A 15,440-nucleotide genomic window follows, 5' to 3' on the forward strand; every position below is an offset into this window, starting at 1 on the left:
GATCACTGCCTACGATCGGGTTTCGTCACGTTTCCTCGCAGGGAAAGAGCCGGCTATGCACCGCATCTGCCTGACCGTGCCGACGAACCGCGAGTGCGCCGCCACACTCACCGAGGTCGTCGCGGAAGCCGCCTACGCCGCGGCGACCTTCCCCGCCGTCGAGGTGCACCTCCTGGTGCTCGACTCGTCGGACCACTTCGAGGCACACGCCCGAGTGCTCGCCGCGGCGCGCAACGTCCGGCACCTCGACGAGGAGGCCCAGCGGGAGTTCCTGCGCCGCGTGCTCAAGCGGTCCGCCGCCACCAAGCCCGACTACCTCCTGGACCTCCTCCTCCCGGCCGCGCTGTCGTACGGCGCGTGCACGAACCGGGCGTTCCTGATCGCGGCCGCGCTGGGGTGCGAGTCCGTGCACCGCCGCGACTCGGACCTCCGCTACCAGACCTTCGAGGGCGCAACGGTTTTCCCGATCCACGCCGAACTGCAGTCCCTCGGCAAACCCGCGCACCAGGCCGTGGCGGTGACGGACCGGCTGGACCCCGCCCTGCGGCACCGGCCGGTGGCACTGGTGGGCGCCTCGTTCGTCGGTGAGATGTCCGTCGACCTCCACGACGTGCGCACCCACCCGGCCTACCACGACCTGGTGAGCCTCTGGGCCGCGCCAGGCGCCACCGAGGACGAAAAACGGGCGCTGGTCGAGGAATCGTTCACCGGGTGGGCGGCGTTCGACGGTGACCGGTCCGTGCTCGACGTCGTCGATCCGATGCGGGTCGACATGCACAACATCAGCTTCCACGGACTGCACGAACGGCTCCCGCTGCCGCCCGCCACGGACACCATCGGCAGCGACTACTTCCTCATCCACGTCGCGCACAAGGCGCGGCTGCCCGCGGTGGTGCACAACCGCCACATCGTCAACTTCCACACGGCGGAACGGAAGACCGACGAGGGTTTTCTCGCCTACCAGGTGCGGTTCGCCAAGTTCGTGCTGTCGATGTACTACTTCCACTTCATCTACCGGCGGATGGACTCCGACGACCCGGCCCGGATCGCCGCGATCGTGCGGGAGAGCACCTGGCAGGACCGCGACGAGACCCGGATCGACCGGCTGGAGCGGGCGTACCGGGCACTGGGTGGCCGGTTCACCCGCGTCGCCGACCACATCCGGCACCACCGCGACGAACTGCTCGCCGAGAGCCGCAGGGACATCGACGACTACGCGGTGCTGATCGACGCGTGGGAAGCACTGATCGAGGCCGCCCGGGCCGGCGATGCCTGAGCCCGCCCACGTGCGGTCCGCGCTGACGAGAGCCGGACACGACCAGCTCGTCTACGACCTCACCGGCATCGAACGGCAGTACCACGCCCTGCTCGACGAACTGCCGGACGTCTCCGTGCGCTTCGCCGTCAAGGCGTGTCCCCACCCTCCGGTGCTCGCGTGCCTGGCGCGCGTGGGCGCGGGGTTCGACGCCGCGAGCCCGGGTGAGATCGAACTGACGCTGCGCCACGGGGCCCTGCCGGCCGACGTCCACTACGGCAACACCGTGAAGTCCGACGCCGACATCGCCGCCGCGCACGCGCTCGGCATCACCACCTTCGCCACCGACTGCACCGAGGACGTGCGGGCGATCGCCCGGCACGCTCCCGGCGCGCACGTGTTCTGCCGGGTCACCACGACCGGCGCCGGCGCGCTGTGGGCGCTGGACGGCAAGTACGGCAGCGACGACGCCGTCGGCGTGCTGACCGAGGCACGGCGCCTCGGCCTGGTGCCCGCCGGGTTGTCGATCCACGTCGGCTCGCAGCAGATGACGGCTTCGGCGTGGCGGCAGGCACTGGACCGCCTGGTGGCGCTCGTGACCTCGCTGGCGGCGCGTGGCATCCGCCTCGGGCACGTGAACCTCGGTGGCGGGCTCCCCGCGCACGGCTACCTCAGCCGGGCGGGCACCCCGCTGTCGCCGCCCACCCGGCAGATCTTCGCCGCCATCCGGGCCGGGATGAGCCGGCTGCGCGAGGCGGACGACCGGCTGGGCTTCGTCGTCGAACCGGGACGGCACCTGGTCGCCGACCACGGCACCATCCGCGCGCACGTCACGCGGCTCACGTCCCGCGCGCAGCGGTGGCTGTACCTCAGCTGCGGCAAGTTCAACGGCCTCTACGAGACCGATCAGCTCCGCTACCGGCTGACCTTCCCCGGTCATGCCGGCACGGCCGTGGTGTCCGCCGTGATCGCCGGTCCGACCTGCGACAGCGACGACAGGTTCGGCGGCGACCCGGTCGCGGTGCCCGCGGACCTCGCGTCCGGCGATCCGGTGTGGATCCACTCCGCCGGTGCCTACGCCATCGGCTACACCACGGTGGGCTTCAACGGCTTCCGCCCGTTGCCGGTCACGGCCGTGCGCGCGGAGGAGATCCGGCCGATCGACGCCGCCGACTGGCAGGCCATCGCCGAGCTGGAAGCGGCGGAGTACGGCCCGCGCGGGTTGTCGGAGAGCCGGGCGGCCCTGGAGTCGCGCTGGGCCAAGGAAACTTCGTTCGTGCTGGACGGTGGTGCCGGGGTGGCCGGCTACCTGCTCGCGCTGCCGTACCCGCGGTACCGCTTCCCCGATCCCGGCCGCCCCGAAACCGTCGTCTTCCGTTCGGCGAACCTGCACCTGCACGACATCGTGGTCGCCGCCGGGCTGCGGGGCCGCGGCTGGGGAACGCGGCTGCTGCGGCACCTCACCGACGCCGCCCGGTCGCACCGCTACGAGCGGCTCTCGCTGATCGCGGTCGGCGGCGCCGCCGGGTTCTGGGCGGCGCAGGGTTTCCGCGCGCACCCCGAGGTCGTGCTGCCCGACGGCTACGGACCGGACGCGGTCTACATGTCCCGCCCCGTCACCGGTGCCACGAAGAAGGCACCGTGACCCGGCCGGGTCACGGTGCCTTGGTGGCCGGAGCTCAGTCGCCGGCCCGCATCAGCCGGGCGCCGAACGCCGCGGCGACCATGAGCGGGATCAGGGCGGCGAACGTCCACGCCAAGCCGACGAGCTGGCCCAGCCAGCCGGCGAGCGCCGGACCGACGAGGATGCCCGCGTAGACGAACGTGGTGGCCCTGGCGACCAGCGCGGCCGCCCCCGGCCCCTCGCCGCCGGCGTGCCCGACCGCGCTGAACACGAGCGGCACCAGGACGGACGACCCGTAGCCGACCACGGCGAACCCGGCGAGCGTCACGGCCGTCGACGGCCCGGCGACCACCGCGGCGAACCCCGCCACCGAGATGAGCGCGTGCACCCGGAACAGCCGGGCCCGGCCGAGGCGCGCGGTGAGCGGGTCGCCCGCCAGCCGGCCCAGGGTCTGGCACACGGTGAACGCGGTGTAGCCGAAGGCCGCCACGGTGAGCGTCGCGCCGCGGTCCTCGTGCAGGAACACCCCGCTCCAGCTGATCACCGCGGCTTCGCACAGCATGAGCGCGAGACCGAGCAGGCCGAACAGCAGCACCGGCCCTCGCCACCCGGCCCGGCGGCGCGGCGTCCCGGCCGGCCCGGAACCGTTCGCGCGGTCCGCGGTGGCCGGCAGCAGCCCCCGGGTGATCAGCACCCCGGCGACCAGGAGGACCGCGCCCACGCAGAGGGTGTGCTCGGCCATCGACCACCCGGCGCGGATGGTCGCGGCGCCGAGCAGTGACGCGCCGATCGAGCTGAGGCTCACCGCCGCGTGACAGCTGTTGAGCACGGGCCGCGCGAGCACCCGTTCGACCACCACGGCGTGCGCGTTCATCGCCACGTCGAGCGTGCCGACCAGCGCCCCGCCGACGGAGACCGCGACGGCGAGCTGCCAGGCGTTGCCCGCGAGCCCGATGCCGAACAACGCGAACGGCAGTGCGGCGAGAGCGAAGCGGATGATGGGCGCGCTGCCGACGCGGGCCACCAGCCTGCCGAGCAGCTGCATGGTCAGCACCGCGGCGACGCCCCAGCAGGTGAGGACGGCGCCGAGCTCGGACTCGGTGAGGCCCAGACCGGCCTTGAGCGCCGGGATGCGCACCAGGTAGGTGCCCACGAGCAGGCCGTTGACGAAGAAGACGCCGGTCACCGCCCGGCGGGCGCGGGCGGTGAGGGCGGCCGAGGGGGTCGAGGAGCCCGGCGCCGTGACGACGTCGGTCATGCGGCACGCTCCCCCGCACCGGCGAACACCCGCACTTCGCGCCCGATCCGCCGGGCCTCGCCCAGCAGGTCGTCGCCCCAGCGCTCCCACAGGCCGTCGAGGCGCGAAGTGATGACGACGGTGTCCACCGACTGCTCCAGCAGCGGGGTGCGCAGGCCGAGGGCGTGGTGGCCGAAGTGCCGCCCGGCGCCGGCGGCCCGGGCCACGAGCCCGCGGTCGAAGTCCATCACGACCATCGGGGGCGCGTCCTCGGGGATCTCCCCGCCCGACCCGATCACCGCGATCTTCGTCCCGGCGGGCAGGTCCCGGATCGCGGTGGCGATCTCCGCGGCGACGCCCCGGCCGGCGGCTTCCCGGCGCCACGCGTCGAGCCGGCTGTTCTCGGCGTCCCACTTCCACATGTGCTGCCGGGCCATCAGCGCGACGCCGATCTCGAAGAGCGGTTCGCGGTGCAGGTCGAGCAGCACCCGGAACTGCCGGACGAGCTGCGGCATCAGCACGGACATGTCCCGCGGGTGCGGCACGTCGACCACCCACGCGTCGAAGCCGAGGTGGATTTCGAGCCCGCGGCGGAACAGCTTGAAGCCGAGCTCGAGGTCCTCCGCGCCCCAGTACCCGTTGAACGCCTCGTCGAAGCCGCCGACCGCGCGGAAGTCCTCGGCCGGCATGGAGACGTTGAGGCTGAAGAACACCTGCCACGGCTCGAGCCGCCGGGACAGGTCGTAGTCCACGTCCGCGAGCTGCTCGAGCCGGATGTCGCGGAAGTCCGGATCGTCGGCGTACCGGGCGACCGTCGCCTCCGGACCCAGGCGCGCGACCTCGTCGCGCACCCACGAAAGGTCCTTCTCGGGGTTGTAGCCGTGGGCATAGCCGACGACGGCCCGCCGCCGGGACGCGTCGGCGTGCAGCGCCAGGTGCTGCACCAGGAAGTCCCGGCCGAACAGCGGGCCGGTGTCGAGGAACACCAGCAGGGGTGCGGTGGCCAGCGCCGCCCCCGCGTTGCGCGCGGTGCCGACCCGGTTGCCCAGGTCCTCCTGGTGGTGGTACAGCAAGCGCAGCCGGCCGGCGAACGAAGCCACCACGGCACGGGTGTCGTCCGACGAGCCGTCGTCGGCGACGATCACTTCGAACTCGTCGGCCGGCAGCTGCTGCCGGGTGAGGTGCTCCAGCTGGACCCGGAGCAGCTCACTGCGGTTGTAGGTGGGGATGACCACCGACACACGCGGCCGGTGTGTCGACTCGACTCCCATTGCTGTCCACCCCTCGATCGGGACCGTAGGTTCGCTTTGCTTACCGTGCGCCGGATTCCGGCGCATCTCGCCACGTGCGCTGTCGTCAGGCGGCCCGGTCGGCACGCTCGATCGGGGTGGGCTGCGCCTCCGTCTCCGTGCGGCGGAGGCGAGCGGGCAGCAGGGTGGTCCCCACGAGGAGGAGCACCGCCAGGATCGCCAGGGCGAGGAACCCGGCGTGGTAGCCACTGGCCAGGCCGGCCGGCGTCGCCGAGCCCGCCGTCACGGACACCGACACGGTCGTGGCGAGCACGATCCCGAACGCACCGCCGATCTGGAACCCCGCCGAGCTCAGCCCGGACGCCAGGCCGGACTCGGCTTCGCCGACGCCGCTGAGGGCGACGATCGAGGAAGTGGTGTGCGCCATGCCGAGCGCCAGGCCGAAGAGCATCAGCGGCCCGAGGACGTCGGTCACGAAGTGGCCGTCGACCGGGAGCCGGGCGAGGAGCACGCAGGCGCCGCCGAACGAGAGCGCCGCGGGCACCACGGCGGCGCGGTAACCCCAGCGGGTGACGATGGCCTGCCCGACGTACGCGCCGACGACCGCCATGACCGGCATGACCGAACCCGCGAGCCCCGCCTGCATCGCCGAATACCCGATCACCTGCTGCAGGTGCAGGGAGATGAGCAGGCTTTCCCCCGCGGCGAACATCGCCACCATGAGCATCAGGGTGTTCCCGGACGAAACGGTCCGCTTGCGCAGCACCCGCAGGGGGACCAGCGGCGCGGCGGACCGGGTCTCGATCACCAGGAACAGCGCGGTGAGCACGACCGCGACGGCGAGCAGGCCGATCGTCTGGACACTCGCCCAGCCGGCGGCCGGCGCGTCCACGAAGGCGTAGATCAGCGCGGTGAGCGCGCCGGTGCTCGTCACCGCGCCGGCGATGTCGAACGACCGCCGGGTCCGGTCCCAGCTCTCGCGCAGGATGACCGGGGTCAGCACCAGCACGACCAGGACGACGGGCACGTTGACGACGAAGACCCACTGCCAGCCGAGCGCGGTGGTGAGGCCGCCGCCGACGAGGAGGCCGGCCACGGCGCCGACCCCGCCCACCGCGGACCAGGTGGCGACCGCCCGGTTCCGTTCCCGGCCCTCGGAGAAGGTGTTCATCAGGATCGACAGCGCGCTGGGGACCATCACCGCCGAGGAAAAGCCGTGCAGGGCACGCGCCGTGACCAGCACGGCGCCGTTCCAGGCGACGCCGGACAGGAGGGAGGTGAGCAGGAAACCGGCCACGCCGAGCATGAACACCCGCCGCCGGCCGAGCAGGTCCGCGGCGCGCCCGCCGAGCAGCAGCAGACCGCCGAAGGCGATCGCGTTCGCCGTGAGCACCCACTGCGCCTGTTCCGTCGGCAGGTGCAGGCCGTCCTGGATCGCGGGCAGCGCCAGGAAGACGATCTGCCCGTCGAGAATCATCATGAAGCTCGCAACGCAGAGCAACGTCAATGCGGCCCACCGACGCCCGTCGCGCCGTTTTTTCAGCTGGGTCACCGCCATGGCATCCACCACCCGTATTCCCTTGTCCGCCCGCGCAACAGTTCGCGGTGCCTTCGCAGTCTTCCGGCGAAAAGTGCCGCCAACTACTCATGGAATGCGTCTTCTCCGGCAAGTTCGGAGAGCCGGGTGGCGGAAACCGGTTCTAGGATGGTGGCTCGTCGATCGCCGAGGTTCCGGGAGGCGTTCGGCCCCCCAAGCGGCCCTTCCGACGAGTTGGAGAACCGAGATGAGAACCGGCCGTGAAATGCGCCTGGTGTCCCGCCCGGCCCAGCGGATACCGGCGCCGGACGACGTCGCCCTGGTCGAGGTGCCGGTGCCCGCGCCCGGCGCCGGGCAGGTGGTGGTGCGCAACCTGTTCATGTCGATCGACCCGGGCGGCCTGCTCCGGATGAGCGACCTTAGCCAGTTCGACATCCCCTTCTTCGAAACCGGCGCGGCGATGTGGAGCGACGCGGTCGGCGAAGTGGTCGAATCCCGCGACCCGGACCTGGCGCCCGGTGACGTGGTGTGGCACCGGTTCGGCTGGCGCGACTACGCGGTCGAGGACGGCTCGCAGTTCCGCCGCATCGACCCGGACGCCTACCCGTCGCTGTCGCACCACCTGAGCTTCGCCCTGGTCGCCTACATCGGGATCGAGGTCGCGGGCGTCCGGCCGGGCGACACCGTGCTCGTGGCGAGCGCCGCCGGCGGAGTCGGCAGCATCGCCGGGCAGATCGCCCGGTTGCGCGGCGCGGGGCGGGTGATCGGGTCCGTCGGCTCGCCGGAGAAGGTCCGGTACGTCACGGAAACACTCGGCTACGACGCGGCTTTCGACTACCACGACGGCTGCCTGCCCGAGCTGCTCCGGCTGGGCCTGGACGACCGGCTGGACCTCTACTTCGACAGCGTCGGCGGGTCGCTGCTGGAAGCCGCCATCGACGTGATGCGCCCGCGCGGCCGGATCGTCATGTGCGGCCAGACCGCGCAGGTGCGCTCCGGGGTGCCGACCGGGCCGCGGAACATGCTGAAGCTGGTGGGCAAGCGCCTGGGCATCCAGGCCTTCTACACCTTCGACCACCCGGATCTGCTGCCGAAGTTCGAGGAGGAGTTCTCCGGCTGGGTGCGTGACGGACGGCTGGTCGTCGCGGAGACCGTGGTGGACGGGCTGGAGAACGGCATCGCCGCCGCGGTGGGCCAGCTGCGCGGGGAATTCGTCGGCAAGGTCATCCTGCGGTTTTGACCCGCTCGCCCGGCGCTCGGCCGATTCCGCCGATGCCGGCGCGGCGGATCGGGCACCCCGCCCTTTCCGCGCCGACTCCGCGGCCATCTCCGAAAATGCGGAGTTCGGCCCAGAAATGGCCAACAGATTTCCGTCGAAGATAGGATTGCTTTTTCGTATTCGCGGCCACGACGGCGATATCGGCGAGCAGGCCGTCGTCCGCGCCGTCACCGTTCCCGGCTGGAGGGACCCATGACCTCGAACAGCACGGCGGCCCAGCTGCTCCGGCAGCGCTGGGAGATCGTCCGGCTGACCCGCAAGGCGGGTGGCCCGCTGATCGCGCTCGCCACCTTCGTCAACCTGTTGCTCGGCGCGCTCCCGGTGGTGTTCGTCGTCGCCTCCGCGCTGATGGTCGGCCGGACTCCCGCGGCGGTCGAAGGCGGCCTCGGCTCCCCCGCGTGGGACGCGCTCCTGGGCACTTTCGCGGTGGCTGCGGGCGCCTTCATCGCCCAGCAGGTCGTGGCCCCGATCCGGGAATCGGTGAGCGAGCTGGTCGCCCGCCGGGTCGACGGCCGGGTGATCGACGAGGTGATGGCGGCCTCGACCGGCACCTCGAGCATCGGCCCGATGGAGGATCCCGACGTCGTCTCCGACCTCCGGGTGGCGGCGCGTGAGCTGGAGCAGTGGGTCCAGAGCCCTGGGCAGGCCTGCGCGGGGCAGCTCACGCTGCTCGCCCGCTACGGCCAGCTGGTCGGGTACACCGCCGTGGTCGGCGCCGGGTTCTCGTGGTTCGCCGCGGCGGGGCTCGTGCTCGCCGTCTCGATGTTCCGCTACGGCGTGCGCGGCGGGCTGCGCAAGTACGCCCAGGTCCGGTTCGACCTCGACCCGGAAGAGCTCAAGAACGACTACCTGCGCCGGCTGACCCTCGAAGCCACCGCGGCGAAGGAGATCCGGGTCTTCGGCCTGATCGACTTCCTCCGGGGCTACTGGCGCGACTGCTACCAGGAGTGGCTCAAGCCGGTCTGGGCGGCCCGCCGCCGGATCTACCTGTGGCCGTTCGTCTGGTACACCGTCTGGGGTCTCGCCGTGAGCGGCGGGGTCCTGGCGCTGCTGGGCAACGCCGCGGCCGAGCCCGGCACGTCGCTCACCCTGACCACCTACGTCATGGTGATCACCGCCGCTCTCGGCGCGCTTTCGCTGGGCCAGCGGTTCCCGGAATCCGACCTGCCGACGGCGGTCGGGATGCACGCCTACTACTCCGTTCTGCGCTTCCTCACCCGGCTCGACGAGAGCCCGGCGACCAAGGACGAGCCCGCGGACCGGCCCGAGGCGGGCGAGACCGACGTGCCGGAACCGGTCGGGATCATCCACTTCGACAACGTCGGCTTCGCCTACCCCGGCGACCGCGGCAAGGTGTTCGACGGCCTCGACCTGACGATCGAGATCGGGAAGTCGACGGCGCTGGTCGGGGTCAACGGGGCGGGCAAGACGACGCTCGTGAAGCTGCTCGCCCGGCTGTACGAACCGACCGAAGGCGCGATCTACCTGGACGGCGTCGACATCCGGAAGTACTCGGTGGAGGCGTGGCGGGCCAGGCTCGGGGTGATCTTCCAGGACTTCGCCCGCTACGAGGTGTCCGCCGCCGACAACGTCGGGTTCGGCGCCGCGGAACACCTGCACGACGCCGAAGGCATCCGGGCGGCGATCGAGGCCGTCGGCCTCGCCGAAACCCTCGACGGCCTGCCCCGCGGGCTGGACACCCCCCTCGCGCGGCACCTCGAAGGAGGCGCGGACCTCTCCGGCGGCCAGTGGCAGCGCGTGGCCTTGGCCCGGGCGTTGTTCGCGCTGCGGCACGGCTCGTCGGTCCTCGTGCTGGACGAGCCGACCGCGAGCCTCGACGTCCGCGCCGAGGCGCAGTTCTTCCGCGAGTTCGGCCGGCTGACCGAAGGCGCCACCACCTTGCTCATTTCGCACCGCTTCTCCACCGTCCGGCAGGCCGACCGGATCGTGGTGCTGCAGCAGGGCCAGGTGACCGAGCAGGGCAGCCACGACGAGCTGATGGCCGCGAACGGGCGTTACGCACAGCTGTTCCGCCTGCAGGCGGAACGCTTCACCGACCGGGACGAGCAGGACGACGAAATGGCGGGGATGCCGCGATGAAGGGCATGATGCCGGGCATCCTGCGGGTGCTCGCGATCTCTTGGGGCGTCAGCAAGCGCAAGACGCTGACCGCCATCGCGCTGGCGATGAGCGCCACCGCGGCCGGCCCGCTGCTGGCCTTCTCCCTCGGCAAGCTGACCGACGCGGTGGTGCACGGCCGGTCGCTGGAGGCCGCCACCTACGGCGGCCTCGCCGCCATCTTCGCGATCATGACGCTGTCCTGCAGCAACTTCGCGTCGGTCGCGGAGCACGAGCTGGCCGAGCTCGCCGAGCAGGCGTTCGTCGAGCGGCTCATGGGGGTGTCGAACGGATCGGTGGGGATCGAGCACCACGAGCGGCCGGACTACGCCGACATGGTGACCGTCCTGGACCCGGAGTCCCGGCGGTTCCCCAATGCCCTGCAGTCGCTGTTCAGCATGTTCGGCCTGGCCCTGGCGGTCACGTTCACGGCCGTGCTGCTCGCCGGGCTCAACCCGGTCCTGCTGCTGTTGCCGATCGCGGCCGTGCCGCCGCTGTTCACGGGCCGGTGGGCCGAGCGCATCACCGACCGCTCGCGCTCGGCCACGGCGGAGCCGACCCGGATCGCGCGGAACCTGTTCCGGCTTTCGTCGTCGGCGCGGTTCGCCGGCGAGGTGCGGGTGTTCCGCCTCAGCGACCAGCTTCGCCGCCGCCACGCCACGCTGTGGGACCGGACGAGCCGGCACCTGTGGCGGGCGAACACCCGCGCCGCGCTGGTGCGGGCCGCGGGGCAGGTCGTGTTCGGCCTGGCCTACGTCGGCGCCGTCATCCTCGTCGTCCGGGAGGCCATCGCCGGGCAGCACAGCGTCGGCGACGTCGTCCTCGTGATCAGCCTGGCCACCCAGGTCAACCAGCAGGTCGCGACGGCGGTCGTGCTGCTCGCCGATCTCCAGCGGATGGCCAACGCCCTCCAGCGCCTGGACACGATGGGCGAGATCGTCCGCGAGGGCGTGCCGGCCGCACCGGATCTCGTGCCGCCGGCGCGGCTGACCGGCGGGATCGAGCTCGAGGACGTCGACTTCACCTACCCCGGCAGCGACGCCCGGGTGCTGCAGGGCCTGTCGCTGTCCCTCCCGGCCGGGTCGACCGTGGCGATCGTCGGGGAGAACGGGGCGGGCAAGACGACGCTCGTCAAGCTGCTGTGCGGCCTGTACCGCCCGAGCGGCGGCCGGATCCTGGTCGACGGCGCCGAGCTCGACCGCATCCCCATGGCCGCGTGGCGGGAGCGCATCGCGGCCGGTTTCCAGGACTTCGTCCGCTACGAGTTCACCGCCGGCCAGACGGTCGGCGTCGGCGACCTGCCCCGCCTCGACGACGAGGACGCGATCCGGACCGCCCTGTCCCGGGCGCAGGCGACCGACGTCGTCGACCAGCTGCCGCGGGGCCTCGACACCGAACTCGGCACCAGCTACGGCGAGGGCACCGAGCTGTCCGGCGGGCAGTGGCAGAAACTCGCGCTGGGCCGGGCGCTGATGCGGGACACCCCGTTGCTGCTGGTCCTCGACGAACCGACGTCGGCGCTGGACGCGGAGGCCGAGCACCGCCTGTTCGAGCAGTACGGCGCGCGGGCGAAGCAGGTCGCCGAGTCGACGGGTGCCATCACCCTGTTCGTCTCGCACCGGTTCTCCACGGTGCGGATGGCGGACCTGATCCTCGTGGTGCAGGACGGCCACATCGCCGAACGCGGCGACCACGACGCGCTGATGCGCGCGGGCGGGATCTACGCGGAACTGTTCGATTTGCAAGCCCGGGCCTACAAGTAGGCTCCCCCTCGCCTCCCTGAGGAGCAGAACCGATGACAGAAATGGCTGACCGGACGGCAACGACGCGGCCCGGCTACCCGCTCTCCTCCCCGCAGGAACTGTGGTACTCCGGGGACAAGGGTGACCAGGCAGGGTTCTTCGGCTCCGGGTTCATCCTCGCGAGCGCGCTGCGGATCACCGGACGCGTGGACGTCCCGGCGCTGCAGGCCGCGCTCGACGACCTGGTGGTGCGCCACGAAATCCTTCGCACCACAGTGGTCCGCGAGGTCGAGCCGCCCTACCAGCGGGTCGATGCGGCGGCCCCGGTGCCGCTGGAGGTCCGCGACCTGCCGGTGCCCGCCGGGCGGCGGCGGGACCTGCGAGCCGAAGAGCTGCTGGCCGAGGCGGAGCAGCGTGCGGTGCACCCGCGGGAGATGCCGGTGGTCCGCGCGATCCTGGCCAGGTTCGACGAAACCGACTCCGTGCTCGCCCTGACCGTGCACCACACGGCCGTCGACGAGTGGTCGATGCAGGTGATCATCCGCGATCTCTCCGTCTGCTACGCGGCGCGGAAGGAGGGCCGGGAGCCGGTCCTGCCCGAGGCGCGCCAGTACCGGGAGTTCTCGGCGTGGCAGCAGGCGGCGGCGAATTCGGCCGCCGGGGACACCGCGCGCGGCTACTGGCGGCAGAAGATGCACGGGGCCCAGATCTTCGCCGTGCCGGCCGACTACCCGGTCCCGGACACGCACGACACGCCGTGCACGACGCACAACTTCACGGTCGACGCGGGCGTCATGGCGGGCGTCGCCGAGATCGCCGAAGCGGCGGGGGCCACCGCCCCGGTCGTCCTGCTCGCCGCGTTCAACGTGCTGGCGCACGAGATCGCCGGCACGACGGACCAGGCGATCGACACGCTCACCACCGGCCGCACCGACTCCCGGTTCGACGACACGGTCGGGCCGGTGATGAACTTCCTGGTGTTCCGGACCGACATCGGCCCCGCCGGGAGCTTCCTCGACGTCGTCAAGCGGACGCAGGACAGCTGGGCCGAGGCCTACGCCCACGAGATCCCGATCCAGCACATCGAATGGGAAGCTCCGCACGTGATGGAGCCGAACGACGAGAACCTGAAGACCAACTGCATCATCGGGTTCTTCGAGCTCCCCTTCGACGAAGCGGACCTCCAGATCGGAGAGGGGTCCACCGAAATCCGCAAGCGCACCGCGCCGACACCGGTCGGCCCGTGGATCCCGCACGGCGTGGCCTGGGCCCTGCACCTGCTGCGCACCGGCGAGCTGACCGGCAGCATCCAGTACAACCTGGAAGACGTCGGCGAAAGCACGGTGGCCGGCTGGGCGGCGAGCTACCGGCGCATCCTGGCGAACGCGGCGGAGAACCCGTACCGGCAGTGGAAGATGCTCTGATCGCTCACCCCCGCGAGCCTGCCGCGCCGGCCGCGGTCCGGACCACCCGGACCGCGGCCGGCGCTCGGCTTGCCGTGAAAAGAGCCTCCGGTCGGTGTGGTCACACCGACCGGAGGCTCTCGGGTCTCACCCTCGACGTGGCACCGCCCGCGAACGTCCTTTTCGGACGGTGCGGCCCGCGCGCCGGGCACCGCCGGATCAGAGGTAGTGGGTGTTGGGTTCGAGACCGCACTCGACGCGGCCGAAGAGCTCCATGTTCGTGTTGGGGTGCATGATCGCGTGCAGGCTGAGCACCTCGATGTCGCGGTGGATCCGCTGGATGGCCACCCCGTCGTAGATCGACGAACCACCGCTGGCGGTCTTGAGGACGTCGATCGCGCCCTTCGCCCGCTGGACCAGGGCGCCGAGGTCGAGGCGGCTGAGGGCGCGCTCGCGGATCGTCCACGCCTCGCCGCTCCTCGCCTTGCGGTCGATGCGGTCCGCGGTCCGGTAGGCGTGGAACTCCGCCTCGTCGGCCTGCACGGTCGCGTCGGCGACCTGCAGGTGGGTCAGCGGGGCCGCGCTCTGGTCTTCGTAGTCGGTGTAGCAGATCTTCCGGCCCGGCAAGCGCTGGAAGAACGCCTCGCTCGCGGCCTTCACGAGACCGAGCACGGGAGCGCCGGCCGTCGCGCAGGCCATGGGGAGGAAGGGCGACTTGTACAGCAGCGCGCCGGCGTTCGCCTTCGACGCGTAGACCTGGTTCAGGACCGGCCCCATCGGCAGCACGCGGGCCTCCGGGACGAACAGGTCCTGCGCCACGGTCGAGACGCTGCCGGAGCCACGGATGCCGGTGGTGTGCCAGTCGTCGACGATCTGCAGGTCGGAGACCGGCACCACCACCATGACGGGTTCGAACCCGTCGTCCGGCTTCGGGCGCACGGCGGCGTTGGTGTTCCACTGGCTGTGCCAAACGCCGGTGTTGAAGGTCCACTTCCCGTTGAGCACGACGCCGCCGGCGGCCGGGACCGCCATCGCGGTCGGGCTCAGGATGCCGCTCACCCGCACGTCCGGGGAGGCGAAGACCTCGTCCTGCACCTCGTCCGGGAACAGCCCGACGACCCAGGAGCTGATCGCCCACACAGCGGCGGTCCACGACGTCGAGGCGTCGCCGCGGGCGAGTTCGGAGAGCACGTCCACCACGGTCGCCGTGTCGGACTCGTAGCCGCCGTAGCGGGCCGGCATGCGCAGCTTCAGCAGGCCGGCGTCGGCGAGCGCGTCGATCGTCTCTTCGGGGAGCCGCCGGTGCTCTTCCGCCCAGCCCGCGTTCTTCTGCAGCAGCGGCACCAGTTTGGTCGCTCGTGCGGCCAGCTCGGTCCGGTCCGGTACGTCGTTGGCGGCCATCGAATCCTCCTCGGGATGGGACATCGCGATGCCGGTACCCAGCCAGGTTCCCAGCGGCGGCCCGCCCCTCGCGTCCTCTCGAAATCCACAATCGACGAGAAGCCGCCGCCCCGCCGCGCGGCCTACCTTCGAAGGACTCGCGCCCACCCGAGGAGAGGGAACACCGGTATGTCCAGCAGCAACGGCACGACCACCCTGGCCGCCGAGCAGGCCGCAGTCGCGGCGGTTCCGCAGCGCATCGTCGCGGCATGGGCGGAAAACGACGCGGAGGCCTTCTCGAAGGTCTTCACCGAGGACGGCACGATGGCGTTGCCCGGCGGCGTGTTCGTCAAGGGCCGCGAAGACATCAAGGGCTTCATGGCCGCCGGGTACGCCGGCCCGTACCGGGGCACGCGCGTCCACGGCGATCCCGTCAACGTCAAGTTCCTCGGCAAGGAGGCCGCGGTCGTCACCACGATCGGCGGGGTGCTCGCCCCGGGCGAGACCGAGGTGAGCCCGGCTCGCGCCGTCCGGGCGATCTGGGTTCTGTCCAAAGAGGACGGAGAATGGCTGCTCGCCGCCTACCAGAACACCCCGCTCGAAGCCTGACGCGTG

General features: G+C 71.7%; 11 protein-coding genes. 7 read left to right on the forward strand and 4 right to left on the reverse strand.

The features are described 5' to 3' along the window. The first annotated feature begins 55 nt into the window (after positions 1–55). Both ACWED2_RS07115 and ACWED2_RS07120 read left to right on the forward strand, forming a co-directional pair. Positions 56–1,276: a DUF6271 family protein gene (locus ACWED2_RS07115; RefSeq protein ID WP_449689528.1), complete on the forward strand. Its 1,221-nt coding sequence runs from the start codon at positions 56–58 to the stop codon at positions 1,274–1,276. Further along, the gene (locus ACWED2_RS07120; RefSeq protein WP_449689529.1) at positions 1,269–2,900 is read left to right on the forward strand and encodes a GNAT family N-acetyltransferase; all 1,632 of its coding nucleotides are present in this window, start codon (positions 1,269–1,271) and stop codon (positions 2,898–2,900) included. Before ACWED2_RS07115 ends, ACWED2_RS07120 begins: the two co-directional genes overlap by 8 nt. A 34-nt stretch (positions 2,901–2,934) precedes the next feature. On the opposite strand, the gene ACWED2_RS07125 is transcribed toward ACWED2_RS07120, so the two are convergent. From ACWED2_RS07125 to ACWED2_RS07135, 3 genes are all read right to left on the reverse strand, one after another. Further along, positions 2,935–4,137: an MFS transporter gene (locus ACWED2_RS07125; RefSeq protein WP_449689530.1), complete on the reverse strand. Its 1,203-nt coding sequence runs from the start codon at positions 4,135–4,137 to the stop codon at positions 2,935–2,937. Next, positions 4,134–5,387 (reverse strand): glycosyltransferase, encoded by a 1,254-nt coding sequence (locus tag ACWED2_RS07130; RefSeq protein WP_449689531.1) that lies wholly within the window; start codon positions 5,385–5,387, stop codon positions 4,134–4,136. Before ACWED2_RS07130 ends, ACWED2_RS07125 begins: the two co-directional genes overlap by 4 nt. Before the next feature lie 85 nt (positions 5,388–5,472). Further along, positions 5,473–6,924 carry an MFS transporter gene (locus ACWED2_RS07135; RefSeq protein ID WP_449689532.1) on the reverse strand — a complete coding sequence of 484 codons (1,452 nt, stop codon included), beginning with the start codon at positions 6,922–6,924 and terminating at the stop codon, positions 5,473–5,475. A gap of 226 nt (positions 6,925–7,150) precedes the next feature. Between ACWED2_RS07135 and ACWED2_RS07140 the strand changes: the two genes are divergently transcribed. From ACWED2_RS07140 to ACWED2_RS07155, 4 genes are all read left to right on the forward strand, one after another. Continuing rightward, complete coding sequence (locus ACWED2_RS07140; RefSeq protein ID WP_449689533.1) at positions 7,151–8,143, forward strand: zinc-binding dehydrogenase; 993 nt, start codon at positions 7,151–7,153, stop codon at positions 8,141–8,143. Between the two features lie 231 nt (positions 8,144–8,374). Further along, the gene (locus tag ACWED2_RS07145; RefSeq protein WP_449689534.1) at positions 8,375–10,282 is read left to right on the forward strand and encodes an ABC transporter ATP-binding protein; all 1,908 of its coding nucleotides are present in this window, start codon (positions 8,375–8,377) and stop codon (positions 10,280–10,282) included. Further along, entirely contained in the window at positions 10,279–12,063 is a 1,785-nt protein-coding gene (locus ACWED2_RS07150) for an ABC transporter ATP-binding protein (protein ID WP_449689535.1), read from the forward strand. The genes ACWED2_RS07145 and ACWED2_RS07150 overlap by 4 nt, the downstream gene beginning before the upstream one ends. 32 nt (positions 12,064–12,095) lie before the next feature. Beyond that, entirely contained in the window at positions 12,096–13,466 is a 1,371-nt protein-coding gene (locus ACWED2_RS07155; protein ID WP_449689536.1) for a condensation domain-containing protein, read from the forward strand. Positions 13,467–13,664: 198 nt separating this feature from the next. On the opposite strand, the gene ACWED2_RS07160 is transcribed toward ACWED2_RS07155, so the two are convergent. Then, complete coding sequence (locus ACWED2_RS07160; protein ID WP_449689537.1) at positions 13,665–14,846, reverse strand: acyl-CoA dehydrogenase family protein; 1,182 nt, start codon at positions 14,844–14,846, stop codon at positions 13,665–13,667. A 168-nt stretch (positions 14,847–15,014) separates the two neighbouring features. On the opposite strand from ACWED2_RS07160, the gene ACWED2_RS07165 reads away from it, so the two are divergent. Beyond that, on the forward strand, positions 15,015–15,434 hold the full coding sequence (locus ACWED2_RS07165) for an SgcJ/EcaC family oxidoreductase (RefSeq protein ID WP_449689538.1): 420 nt from the start codon (positions 15,015–15,017) through the stop codon (positions 15,432–15,434). The last annotated feature ends 6 nt before the right edge of the window (positions 15,435–15,440 follow it).

The sequence above is a fragment of the Amycolatopsis sp. NPDC005003 genome, assembly GCF_053600695.1.

Bases quoted from the DNA above. Each gene is read 5' to 3' on its own strand.
- ACWED2_RS07115 (WP_449689528.1), top strand. From the start codon at position 56: ATGCACCGCATCTGCCTGACCGTGCCGACGAACCGCGAGTGCGCCGCC.
- ACWED2_RS07120 (WP_449689529.1), top strand. From the start codon at position 1,269: ATGCCTGAGCCCGCCCACGTGCGGTCCGCGCTGACGAGAGCCGGACAC.
- ACWED2_RS07125 (WP_449689530.1), bottom strand. From the start codon at position 4,137: ATGACCGACGTCGTCACGGCGCCGGGCTCCTCGACCCCCTCGGCCGCC.
- ACWED2_RS07130 (WP_449689531.1), bottom strand. From the start codon at position 5,387: ATGGGAGTCGAGTCGACACACCGGCCGCGTGTGTCGGTGGTCATCCCC.
- ACWED2_RS07135 (WP_449689532.1), bottom strand. From the start codon at position 6,924: ATGGCGGTGACCCAGCTGAAAAAACGGCGCGACGGGCGTCGGTGGGCC.
- ACWED2_RS07140 (WP_449689533.1), top strand. From the start codon at position 7,151: ATGAGAACCGGCCGTGAAATGCGCCTGGTGTCCCGCCCGGCCCAGCGG.
- ACWED2_RS07145 (WP_449689534.1), top strand. From the start codon at position 8,375: ATGACCTCGAACAGCACGGCGGCCCAGCTGCTCCGGCAGCGCTGGGAG.
- ACWED2_RS07150 (WP_449689535.1), top strand. From the start codon at position 10,279: ATGAAGGGCATGATGCCGGGCATCCTGCGGGTGCTCGCGATCTCTTGG.
- ACWED2_RS07155 (WP_449689536.1), top strand. From the start codon at position 12,096: ATGACAGAAATGGCTGACCGGACGGCAACGACGCGGCCCGGCTACCCG.
- ACWED2_RS07160 (WP_449689537.1), bottom strand. From the start codon at position 14,846: ATGGCCGCCAACGACGTACCGGACCGGACCGAGCTGGCCGCACGAGCG.
- ACWED2_RS07165 (WP_449689538.1), top strand. From the start codon at position 15,015: ATGTCCAGCAGCAACGGCACGACCACCCTGGCCGCCGAGCAGGCCGCA.